General features: G+C 60.1%; 9 protein-coding genes. 4 read left to right on the forward strand and 5 right to left on the reverse strand.

Translation table 11 applies throughout. The features are described 5' to 3' along the window. The first annotated feature begins 2 nt into the window (after positions 1 to 2). Together PSH76_RS20000 and PSH76_RS20005 are read left to right on the forward strand one after the other, a co-directional pair. Positions 3 to 569 carry a CsiV family protein gene (locus PSH76_RS20000; protein WP_014717515.1) on the forward strand — a complete coding sequence of 189 codons (567 nt, stop codon included), beginning with the start codon at positions 3 to 5 and terminating at the stop codon, positions 567 to 569. A 9-nt stretch (positions 570 to 578) separates the two neighbouring features. Continuing rightward, positions 579 to 3269: a DEAD/DEAH box helicase gene (locus PSH76_RS20005; RefSeq protein WP_305492804.1), complete on the forward strand. Its 2691-nt coding sequence runs from the start codon at positions 579 to 581 to the stop codon at positions 3267 to 3269. 101 nt (positions 3270 to 3370) lie between these two features. Here the strand turns inward: PSH76_RS20005 and PSH76_RS20010 are convergent, their stop codons facing one another. The 3 genes from PSH76_RS20010 to PSH76_RS20020 form a co-directional block, all read right to left on the reverse strand. After that, positions 3371 to 6682: an SNF2-related protein gene (locus tag PSH76_RS20010; RefSeq protein ID WP_305492805.1), complete on the reverse strand. Its 3312-nt coding sequence runs from the start codon at positions 6680 to 6682 to the stop codon at positions 3371 to 3373. Between the two features lie 120 nt (positions 6683 to 6802). Beyond that, on the reverse strand, positions 6803 to 7813 hold the full coding sequence (gene nagZ, locus PSH76_RS20015) for a beta-N-acetylhexosaminidase (protein ID WP_098952405.1): 1011 nt from the start codon (positions 7811 to 7813) through the stop codon (positions 6803 to 6805). A 135-nt stretch (positions 7814 to 7948) separates the two neighbouring features. Next, complete coding sequence (locus PSH76_RS20020) at positions 7949 to 8656, reverse strand: TetR/AcrR family transcriptional regulator (protein ID WP_003189661.1); 708 nt, start codon at positions 8654 to 8656, stop codon at positions 7949 to 7951. A gap of 267 nt (positions 8657 to 8923) precedes the next feature. On the opposite strand from PSH76_RS20020, the gene lexA reads away from it, so the two are divergent. Both lexA and sulA read left to right on the forward strand, forming a co-directional pair. Further along, positions 8924 to 9532, forward strand: coding sequence for a transcriptional repressor LexA (gene lexA, locus PSH76_RS20025; protein WP_003172575.1), 609 nt, complete (start codon positions 8924 to 8926; stop codon positions 9530 to 9532). 10 nt (positions 9533 to 9542) lie between these two features. Continuing rightward, positions 9543 to 10016 carry an SOS-induced cell division inhibitor SulA gene (sulA, locus tag PSH76_RS20030; protein ID WP_005786162.1) on the forward strand — a complete coding sequence of 158 codons (474 nt, stop codon included), beginning with the start codon at positions 9543 to 9545 and terminating at the stop codon, positions 10014 to 10016. A gap of 37 nt (positions 10017 to 10053) precedes the next feature. Here the strand turns inward: sulA and PSH76_RS20035 are convergent, their stop codons facing one another. Together PSH76_RS20035 and PSH76_RS20040 are read right to left on the reverse strand one after the other, a co-directional pair. Then, positions 10054 to 10287 carry a hypothetical protein gene (locus PSH76_RS20035; RefSeq protein ID WP_003189656.1) on the reverse strand — a complete coding sequence of 78 codons (234 nt, stop codon included), beginning with the start codon at positions 10285 to 10287 and terminating at the stop codon, positions 10054 to 10056. Between the two features lie 766 nt (positions 10288 to 11053). Continuing rightward, positions 11054 to 11575 (reverse strand): DUF6586 family protein, encoded by a 522-nt coding sequence (locus tag PSH76_RS20040; RefSeq protein ID WP_003189653.1) that lies wholly within the window; start codon positions 11573 to 11575, stop codon positions 11054 to 11056. Between the last annotated feature and the right edge of the window lie 138 nt (positions 11576 to 11713).

Raw genomic sequence — 11713 nt, forward strand, 5'->3', positions numbered from 1 at the left:
CCATGCGCGTGTTCCGCATTTTGAGCCTGTTGTTGGTGGTACTCGCACCTTCGGCCTTTGCCGACAGCCTGTATCAGGTAGAAATGATCCTGGTACGCCAGAATGCGGAACCTGTGATCAACAGCCGCGCCGCCCCGGAAAACTGGGATGCGGGCGCGCCGCGCCTGGGTGAGCGGATGAGCCCGCCGCGCTTGGGCAATATCGTCGACAAGCTGCGCGCCGACGCCAACTACACGGTGCTCGCGCACAAGGCCTGGGAACAGAACCTGGGCGAGCAAGCGGTGAAGGTGGCGATCACCGACGGCCAGGAGCAATTCGGCCAGTTCCCTATCGAAGGCGTGTTGAGCCTGCAACTGGGGCGCTTTACCGATATCGACGCGGATTTCTGGATCAACCAGTTCGACGGCAACGGCAGCGTGATTGCCAGCGAACACTTGAGCCAGAAAGACGTGCGCACCAAGAACAACCAGCTCAACTACCTGGACGGCGGCCACCTGGCGCTGCTGATCAAGATCACTTCGCTGACCGCCAAGCCACCCAGCGCACCACCGCCCGACCTTCAGGACTGATTGCGCGCCATGCCCCTGACGTCGTCGTTGACCAAACCCCTGGCCCCTTCGTGGGCCAATCGCTTTAAAGAGCAAAGCCTTGAGCGCGGGCGGCGCTACGCCCTGGAAAACCGCGTGCGCATCGTCGAGTGCGGCGACAGCACCATCACCGCCAGTTGCGAAGGCTCGGGCGGCAACGTTTACCGCCAGACCATCTCACTGCGCGAATCGGCCAAGGGCCTGCTGATCCTGGTAGACAGCCGCTGCACGTGCCCGGTACACACCAACTGCAAACACATTGCGGCGGTGCTGCTCAAGGTTCAGGAAACCCTGGCCTACCCGGCAGCGGCCCAGGATGCGCAACTGCTGGAAAAGCTCCAGGCAGTGCTGGATAACCGCGTGGTCCTGCCCCAGGTGGTGATGGACGACGTGCCACCGGTGCCGCGCCTGTGGCTGGCCAGCGTCGAGTTCAGCGCGTTCGAGCCGCGCAACGGCAAGATGCAGCGCTATATCCAGCACCGTGCGGCGCTGTCGTTCAACTACCTGGGCAACTATGTCAGCGGGCAAAAAAATGCCGACATCATTGTGCGCCAGGAGACCCAGAGCCTGCGGATCAAGCGCCAACCCGAGCAAGAGCAGGCCTATCGCGAACACCTGCGCCTGCTTGGCTTCAAGATCGCCACGCGCCAGAGCAAGGCCCTGCCGGAAAGTGCCGGCGAGCTGTTCGAGATGGTCAATGACAGCGCCTGGCTGAACTTCACCCTCAATGTGTCGCCCACCTTGCGTGCCGAGGGCTGGGAACTGCAGATCGATGAAGACTTCGGCTTTGACCTCAGCCCGGTCGATGACTGGTATGCCACGGTGGATGAAGGGCCGGAACGCGACTGGTTCGACCTGGAGTTGGGCATTATCGTCAACGGCGAACGCTTGAGCCTGCTGCCGATTCTGCTGAACCTGATGCGCTCCCACACCGAGATTCTCAACCCGGAGAAGCTCGCGCGGCGCCGCGATGAAGAGCTGATCCTGGTCAACATCCCCGGCCTGCCCAACGGCCACGGCCCGCTGCAAGTGGCGCTGCCCTACGGCCGCTTGAAGCCGGTGCTGGCGACCCTCGGCGAGTTTTACCTGCAGGAAGCCGGCACCACCGCGCTGCGCCTGGCCAAGGCCGACGCGATTCGCCTCAACCCGCTGGAAGACCTGCCACTGCAATGGGAAGGCGGCGAGAAGATCCGCAACTTCGCCCAGCGTCTGCGCGATATCAAGGACTTCACCTGCGCGGCGCCTGAAGGCTTGAATGCGACCTTGCGTCCCTATCAGCTGGAAGGCTTGAGCTGGATGCAGTCACTGCGCCAACTGGAGGTGGGTGGGATACTCGCGGATGACATGGGCCTGGGTAAAACCCTGCAAACCCTGGCGCATATTCTTACCGAGAAAATCGCCGGGCGCCTTGATCGGCCGTGCATGGTCGTGATGCCTACCAGCCTGATCCCGAATTGGCTCGATGAGGCTGCGCACTTCACCCCGCAGCTGAGAGTGCAGGCACTTTATGGCGCCGGGCGTAAGAAACACTTCGCCAACCTGCAGGACTACGACCTGCTGCTGACCACCTACGCCCTGCTGCCCAAGGACATCGAACAGCTCGCCGCCCTGCCCTTGCACGTCTTGATCCTGGATGAAGCGCAGTACATCAAGAACCCGTCCAGCAAGGCGGCCCAGGCCGCGCGCGAGCTGAATGCCCGCCAGCGCCTGTGCCTGAGCGGCACGCCCTTGGAAAACCACTTGGGCGAGCTGTGGTCGCTGTTCCACTTCCTGCTGCCGGGTTGGCTGGGCGACGTGAAGAGTTTCAACCGTGATTACCGCGTGCCGATTGAAAAACGCGCCAGCGAGGTGCGATTGCAGCACCTTAACGGTCGGATCAAACCCTTCCTGCTGCGCCGTACCAAGGAGCAAGTGGCGACCGAACTGCCGCCCAAGACCGAGATTATCCACTGGGTCGACCTCAACGAGGCCCAGCGCGACGTGTACGAAACCATGCGCCTGGCCATGGATAAAAAGGTCCGCGACGAGATCACCCGCAAGGGCGTGGCCCGCAGCCAGATCATCATCCTTGAAGCCCTGCTGAAACTGCGCCAGGTGTGCTGCGACCTGCGCTTGGTCAACGACGCTACCCTGCCCGCCCGTGGCAGCAGCTCGGGCAAGCTCGACAGCCTGATGGACATGCTCGATGAGCTGTTTGCCGAGGGCCGCCGGATCCTGCTGTTCTCGCAGTTCACCTCGATGCTGAGCCTGATCGAGGCCGAACTGAAAAAACGCGGGGTTGCCTACGCCTTGCTGACCGGCCAGACCCGGGATCGACGCACCCCGGTGAAGGATTTCCAGAGCGGCAAGCTGCAGATCTTTTTGATCAGCCTGAAGGCTGGCGGCGTAGGCTTGAACCTGACCGAAGCCGACACGGTTATCCACTATGACCCCTGGTGGAACCCGGCCACGGAAAACCAGGCCACCGACCGTGCGTACCGCATCGGGCAGGAAAAGCCGGTGTTCGTGTACAAGATGATTGCCCGAGGCACGGTGGAGGAGAAAATTCAGCACTTGCAGAAGGAGAAGTCCGATCTGGCGGCGGGCGTGCTGGATGGGCGGACCACGGGGGATTGGCAGTTGGGCAATGAAGAGATTGAGGCGTTGTTTGCGCCGTTGCCCAATAAGCAAGAGAAGCGCTGACTGTTAGGCCGCCTTCGCGAGCAAGCCCGTTCCCACATTTTGATTTGTAAATACATTCAAGTGTGGGAGCTGGCTTGCCTGCGATGGCCGCGCCGCGATCTTCAGCCTGGCAAAGGCGCAAACAGCGCCTCAATATCCCGCGGCTCCAGCTTCCAACCCGCACTGGCGCCACCTTCCAGCACCCCATCAGCCAACGCAGCCTTCTCCAGTTGCAAGGCCTGAATCTTTTCCTCCACCGTGCCCCGGGCAATCATCTTGTACACAAACACCGGTTTGTCCTGCCCGATGCGGTAGGCACGGTCGGTGGCCTGATTTTCCACCGCCGGGTTCCACCACGGGTCGTAATGAATCACCGTATCCGCCGCTGTCAGGTTCAAGCCCGTCCCGCCCGCCTTCAGGCTGATCAGGAATAGGGGTGTCTTGCCGTCTTGGAAGTTCTCAACGGGCGTACGTCGGTCAACGGTGTCTCCCGTCAGGATCGAATACTCAACCCCACGCAGCTTGAGCTCTTCTTCGATCAACGCCAGCATCGAGGTGAACTGCGAGAACAACAAAATCCGCCGCCCCTCGCTGAGCAACTCTTCCAACATGTCCATCAAGCTGCCCAGCTTGCCAGTGCCGGCCTTGGCCGCTTTAGTCATCGGCACAGACTTGACCAGGCGCAAGTCACAGCACACCTGGCGCAGTTTGAGCAGGGCTTCGAGGATGATGATCTGGCTGCGGGCCACGCCATGACGACTGATCTCATCGCGCACCTTTTTATCCATGGCCACACGCACCGTTTCGTAGACATCCCGCTGTGCATCGCTGAGCTCTACCCAGTGCACGATTTCCGACTTGGGCGGTAACTCCGTGGCAACCTGTTCCTTTTTGCGCCGCAACAGGAACGGCTTGATACGCGCTGTGAGGTGCTGCATACGCTGCGCATTACCGTGTTTTTCGATGGGCGTGCGGTAATCGCGATTAAAGCTCTTGCTATCACCCAACCAGCCCGGCATCAAGAAATGGAACAGTGACCACAGCTCGCCCAAGTGGTTTTCCAATGGCGTACCGCTCAAGCATAAACGCTGGCCGGCCTCCAACTCACGAGCCGCCTGGGCTGCCTTGCTATTGGGATTCTTGATGTTTTGCGCTTCGTCGAGGATCAGCACACTCCAACATTGAGGCTGCAGCACTTCAAGGTCTCGCGACAGCAGCGCGTAAGTGGTGAGGACCAGGTCGTAATCGGCCAGGCGCGCGAAGTCAGCCTGGCGCTGCGAGCCGTGCAGCGCCAGGACCTTGAGTTGAGGGGTAAAGCGTGCGGCTTCATCCATCCAGTTGGGGACCAGGCTGGTGGGCATCACCGCCAGAGCAGGCGCCTGCAAGCGGCCAGCCTGTTTCTCACAGAGCAAATGGGCAAGGGCCTGCAGGGTTTTCCCCAGGCCCATGTCATCCCCAAGAATCCCGCCGACGTCCAACTCGCGCAGGGCTTGCATCCAGTTAAGGCCTTCGAGCTGGTAGCCACGTAGTTCGGCGTTCAGGCCCTGGGGAGCAGGTACATTGACGTGCGTGGCCTCCTTGAGACGCTTGGCGAAATCACGCAGCCGCTCGCCGCCCTGCCAGACCAAAGGTATTGCATCCAGGTTGCTGAGCCTTGCCGCGTCGGGCGCGCTCAACCGCAGTGCATCGCCTTCAGGTGCGCGCAGGTAGAGTTCGCCGAGGGTCGCCATCAGGGGTTTGATACGGCCGTAAGGCAGCGCGACTTTGGTGTGAGTGCCGGCGCCCAAACTGACCAACACGCGCTCGTCATCGTCACGTTCAGCCATGTAAGTGGCATCGAGCAGTTTGGGCTGGCGACGCATCAAGTCGAGCATGATTGGCAACAGGCTGTGCCGCTCGCCATTGACCTCGACGCCCAGCTCAAGGTTGAACCATTCATGACCCGGCGTCTCTTCGATATCCGCGTACCAGTGGTCCACAGCCTCCACGTCGTAATAGAAGCCCGGATGGATGACCACCTCCCACCCAGCCTCGCGCAAAACCGCCAGGTCGCGTTCAACAAAGCGCAGCCAGGCTTCATCAGTGGGTAGATCGAACATCTCTCCTGCACTGGCAGGCAGCGCACGGGTTTTGCGAGTGACCGCTTTAAGGCCGATCTTCGTGAGGGTCTTGCGCAGGGCTTTTTCAGCCAACGGCTTGCGTTGGATACGTTGGGTTTCGGTACCGTTGAGAAACAGGATGTCCTCAGTGCCTTTGCCGCTGACCAGGCAGGCGTCGTATCGGTAAGCCAAGGCGGCGCGGTGTTCAAACGTGAGCATTTGCCGATGGTGTGCCTGGCTGTAGACGTAGGACTCGTCGCTTCCCAAGGTGAGGCATCCTTGAGGCTCTAACGTATCCACCACACGCTCGGTCAGCTCCCGCGGCGGAGGAATCACCTTGGATATCGAACTGATGCGATGGCTGAATAACGCGACCTGATCAGCTGGAATCACCGGCAAGGCGCAAAGATGCATGGCCAGATTGTCATCCAGCCCGTGCTCGACCACCCCGATAGCCAGGTTATCGCGGTCAAGATAATGAAGCGGTTTAAGGGGCAATACCTCGTTCAACTCGCGCCCGTTGCTGATCCACTTGGGAATGTGATTGCCATCGGACAACATGGCCCAATCAAAACGCGCGGGCCGGGCCGGGCCGGGCTTAAGCGCCAGGCCAGAGCCCTGCTCAATAAACAGACGTTGGGTTTTCAGCGCCAATTGGAGAATTTCGGCACCTGGCTCGCCGGCCAGCTGATAACGGGTGTTATAGGAACTATAAGACCGGCTCAACAACAGCAATCGACAAATACGTGTATCCAGCTCATGCATATAGGCGGGAGCACGTCGCAACGTCTCATCGATCGAGTACAGCGGCTTGATATCGCTGTAGTCACCTTTCTTCGACACACGCGCCCGATATAGCTCTAATGACCACCTCGTCGAATAGGGATCGGGGGAGAGCTGATACAGCAAAGAGGTGCCCGTATTCCTGGGTTGTTCCTCATCCACAGGCGTGGGTTCAGGGATGCTTTCAAGCCACTTTTCGAGCTGGGGGCTGAGGCGCTCAACCGGTGACTTTTGATGCTTTACAGGCGGGTTCAGGTCTTCGTGCAGGACAGTCAACATAAACAGCGCCGCAGCCGCGTGCTTGCAATTGATCGCTACCGGGCAAGAACACACACACTCGACAGTCGCCCAATTTGATGTGACAACATGTGTGATCACCTGGGTGTAGACGTTGCGACCGGAGCCCTTGCAACGTGCGATCAACCGGTGTTTTCCCACTTCGACAATTTCGAGACGACTTTCGCCAGCGTACTCGAAACCACGCTCCAGTGAACGAGGGTCAAAGCGCTCTTGCCAATCCAACTCGACGATACGTGCAATAAGGTCATTCATGGGGCAGCACTCTACAACGGTCGGCAACGCGATTTAAAGCAGGCCGACTCCCACAAAGCGGTAAGAGATAGCTACAGCAACACCCAGACGCTTCCTACACCACGCCTCTTTCTTTAACGTTTATTCGATCAGTTGAGCGTCTCGCAACGCTGTGAGGGCCGCCAACCAGCGTGGATCCTGTTTGTAATCTGTCGACGCAACCGCCTGCCCACGCATACGCGCAATCCGCGCCGACGGCGTGACCTTCATCCGCTGCGCTGCACTGAGCGCCAACTCGGCCGCCGCACGGTCATTGCACACCAAGCCCATGTCACAACCGGCGGTCAGCGCCGCTTCGATCCGACTGGCCGCATCGCCGACCACATGGGCGCCGGCCATGGACAGGTCATCGCTGAAGATCACCCCGTCGAACTGCAACTCACCGCGCAGGATGTCCTGCAACCAGCGGCGTGAGAAGCCGGCAGGCTGGGCATCGACCTGCGGGTAGATGACGTGCGCCGGCATCACGGCGGCCAATTGCTTGCTAAGGCGTGCGAAAGGCACCAGGTCATTGGCGCGAATCTGTTCCAGGCTGCGCTCGTCAGTGGGAATGGCGACGTGGGAATCGGCCTCGGCCCAACCGTGGCCAGGGAAGTGCTTGCCGGTGGCGGCCATGCCGGCGCTGTTCATGCCGCGGATAAAGGCACCGGCGAGCACGGCAGCGCGTTCGGGGTCGCCTTCAAAGGAGCGGGTGCCGACCACGGCGCTGCGTTGGTAATCCAGGTCCAGCACCGGGGCAAAACTCAGGTCCAGGCCCACCGCCAGCACTTCGGTGGCCATGATCCAACCGCATTGTTCGGCCAGGTATTCGGCGTTGGGGTTATCCGCCAGCGCACGCATGGCCGGCAGGCGCACAAAGCCTTGGCGCAGACGCTGCACGCGGCCGCCTTCCTGGTCCACGGCCAGCAGCAAATCCGGGCGCACTGCGCGAATGGCTGCGCTCAGCTCGCGAACCTGGCGTGGGTGCTCGATATTGCGCGCAAAAATGATCAGGCCGCCCACTTCCGGTTGGCGCAACAGATGACGATCCTCGGCCGTGAGCCAGGTACCGGCGACGTCGACCATCAAAGAACCTTGCAGGGCAGCAGTCATAAACCTTCCTTAAATAACGCACACAACCCGTCGTCCTTGCCAGGCACGGCAAGGACGACGGGTTGTGAATAAATAGCTGAAATCGGCATGGCGGCTAGCTTAGCGGATGCAAGCGGCCGCGCCCACCCGCAGCGATCAAACCTTGGCGGCGACCGGTACGGTTTTGCTGCGTGGGCGTAACTGGGCGGCGGCCATGGCCGGATCGCTGACGCCGGTTTCGGCACGCATGCCAGCGGCGAGGAACGGCACCATCAAGCGCATGACTTGCTCGATGGAAGTGTTTACGCCGAAATCGGTCTCGGCAATTGCCCGCAACGCCTTGATACCGGACATGCTGAAAGCGGCGGCACCGAGCATGAAATGCACACGCCAGAACAGTTCGATAGGCGGAATACGCGGGGCCGCTTCGTTGACCAGCAGCATATAGCGGCGGAACACCTTGCCGTACATGTCTTCCAGGTAACGGCGCAAGTGGCCTTGGCTCTGGCTGAACGCCAGGCCCAGCAGGCGCATGAAGATCGACAGGTCGTTGCCGCTGCGAGGCTGCACAACCAGCGCTTGCTCCACCAGGATTTCCAGCAGCTCTTCCAGGCTGGGCTTGTGATCGGCCTTGGCCTGGCGACGTTCCAGCTCACGGTCGAGGCTTGCGCAGAACGGGCCCAGAAAGCGTGAGAACACTGCTTGGATCAGGGCCTTTTTCGAGCCGAAATGATAGTTCACCGCGGCGAGGTTGACCCCTGCCTTGCTGGTGATCAGCCGCAATGAAGTTTCAGCAAATCCTTTTTCCGCGAACAATTGCTCGGCAGCATCGAGAATGCGTTCAACGGTTTCCGACTGGGCCATGGCTACTCCGCCTGACAAACAAACACTTGTTTGAAACATACGTTTCAGAGTGTGTCTTGTCAAGCCTGGGGGTCCGCTTTGCGGCTGGTCGGTCATCTGTTTCATCACTATTTAATCACATCCTCGCAGCTCTGTAGGCAGCGCCGCTTCTGCTCTGTAGGACGGCTGACGGATGACCGTCCAGCGGAGCCGCTAAAAAGGATGATTGCCAAGCGCAGTTCACTGTATATAATCCCAGTCACTGTATAAAAAGACAGAGCGATCAACATGCTAAAACTGACGCCACGCCAAGCTGAGATTCTGGCTTTTATCAAGCGCTGCCTTGATGACAATGGTTACCCGCCTACCCGTGCGGAGATTGCCCTGGAATTGGGGTTCAAGTCCCCGAACGCCGCCGAGGAACACCTCAAGGCCCTCGCTCGCAAAGGTGCGATCGAGATGACCCCGGGTGCTTCGCGGGGTATTCGTATCCCTGGCTTCGAAGCCAAGGCCGACGAGTCGACATTGCCGATCATCGGCCGCGTCGCCGCAGGTGCGCCGATCCTTGCGCAGCAGCACGTCGAGGAATCCTGCAACATCAACCCGACCTTCTTCCATCCTCGCGCCGACTACCTATTGCGTGTGCACGGCATGAGCATGAAAGACGTGGGCATCTTTGACGGTGACCTGCTGGCGGTCCATACCACCCGCGAAGCCCGCAATGGCCAGATCGTCGTGGCCCGTATCGGTGACGAGGTCACGGTCAAACGCTTCAAGCGCGAAGGCAGCAAGGTCTGGCTCCTGGCCGAAAACCCTGAGTTTGCCCCGATCGAAGTCAACCTGAAAGACCAGGACCTGGTGATCGAAGGCTTGAGTGTCGGCGTCATTCGCCGCTAAAGGAGGCATCATGCAGCTCGTGCACACCCCACAACACACACAACTGTCGCTGTTCGAGGCCTTCATGGCCCAGCCCCTTGCGCCGATCCTCAAGGAAACGGTCGAAGCCCCCTGGGGCGGCGAACCTGAGGCGTTCAGTGAATTGTCGTTGCGCGGTGCGGCTGAGAGCTGCCTGAACCTGCTGGCACCTATCCTGCGCGAATTAAGCGAAGATCAGGACGCCCGCTGGCTGACACTGATCGCCCCGCCCGCCAGCCTCACCCAGGCCTGGCTGCGGGACGCCGGGCTCAACCGTGAGCGCATCCTGTTGCTGCAACCACGCGGCGCACAAAGCGCCCAGCAACTAACCTGCGAAGCCTTGCGCCTGGGCCGCAGCCATACGGTGGTGAGCTGGTTGAACCCGTTGAATGCCAGCGCCAAGCAGCAACTGATCAGCGCTGCACGCACGGGTGATGCACAGAGTTTGAATATTCGATTGGGGTAATGACGGGCGCGCCACAGACGCAGCCTTCACCAAAGACTCAGTGAAGAACGCGCGGCCCTTCTTCTTTTTCCGGCTCGCCTTCGGCAAGGCGACCTGCCATCTGCACGCCCACGCTCAACATGGCTTTAGCCACTTCGACGTGCTGGCCTTGCAGGAAGACCTTGGCGTCTTCGGAGAAATCCAGAATAACCAGAGAACCCTCGTCCTCCGCCCGGCGCAGTTCGATTCGGCCGTCAGGCAGTTCAACAATTTCCAGAAAGGACGTTGGCATAAAAGTCTGTTCTCCACGAAAGGCCTGGGATTATATCAGTCATCCACCCAGCCTCGCAGGGGATATGGACAGGTTTGTTGACGGCTTGATGAATGGTGTCCTGGGCAACACGCTTCTCTCTGTGGGAGCTGGCTTGCCTGCGATGGCGGTGGGTCAGTTATTACTGGGCTTTTCTGACTCACCTCTATCGCAGCATGGGCATTCACAGAACTTTGCAAGCTGTAGCAGCCAACGGTAACCACGATGCGAAGCGAGTAGCTCTTGATCTCGCTCTGCTTGTGATCTTGATCTGGCTTTTGATCTTAGGCGCCCCGTTAAACCACGCTGGCCGAACGCAGGCTTGAATTCGTGGGTAACCCGGCAGGACGCCGGGTTAGCCGCCCCGCGCCATGGATGGCGCGTGGCGGCGGCCCACGGATTCAAGCCTGCGTTCGGGCACACCGAGCCTAAGCGAGGTGCCGAGTGGTGGGGCAAGAGCCCTTTGGTTACTTTGGGGCTTTTCCAAAGTGACCCGCCGTCAGGGCGGAACCCTATGTAGCCATTACCGCAGCAATGGATATGTACACAATACAACTGTGTTGACTGCCAGGCAGCCTTCGCGAGCAAGCCCGCTCCCACAATTTGATCGCGGGGCGTCAGCTAGATAGGTGTCGGCTGGCAGGCCGTCATCGCAGGCAAGCCAGCTCCCACAGTTGGATCCTGGGGCGCCAGGTCGATAAGCGTCGGCTGTCCGGTCGTCACGGGAGCAAGCTCCCTCGCCACAGGTTCAGCACTCGTTCAGCCCTTCACGAAAACGCAACGCCATCTTTTTCAACTCCTGGCGCCAGCCTTCCAACTCCTCACGGCTCAACGGCTTGGGCTCATCCTGCTCCAACGCCACGGCGACAATCAGCGGCTGGGTGACATCCCCCTTGGGCACATGGGGAATACGCGGTGGCTGAAACATATCCGCATGGGCCTTGAGCAGCCGCGCCACCCAACTGTCAGGGCTCTGGGCCATTTCCACCAGTTCGGCCAACTCGGGGATGGCCATGGAATCCAGCACTTCACGATTCATGATCATTTCCGCCCGCGGTGCGCCCGCCTGGGGCAAGCGGTAGAACCCGGCGATTTCATGGCACAGCCCCAGCAAGGCACCATACAGGTGGAACAACGCCGCTTCGCGCCCCGCCTGTACCAGCGCGATGGCATTCATCTCTTTCCCTTCCTCGGCACGGCCAAGGGCCTCCAGGGACAAACCCGCGAAGTAAATTTTCTGATTGGTACGGGTATAGAGTTCGTTGGCCATGACGGCAATCTCCACAACGAATAGGCGTGATGCTGGCTGTGTAGGAGCGAGCCTGCTCGCGAAAAACTTCCAGGCACCGCAGGGTGCCAGGTTTCCTGCGTTTTCGTTAACGATCTTCGCGAGCAAGCTCGCTCCTAC

The organism is Pseudomonas sp. FP215, from assembly GCF_030687795.1.
GTDB classification, from domain to species: domain Bacteria; phylum Pseudomonadota; class Gammaproteobacteria; order Pseudomonadales; family Pseudomonadaceae; genus Aquipseudomonas; species Aquipseudomonas salmasensis.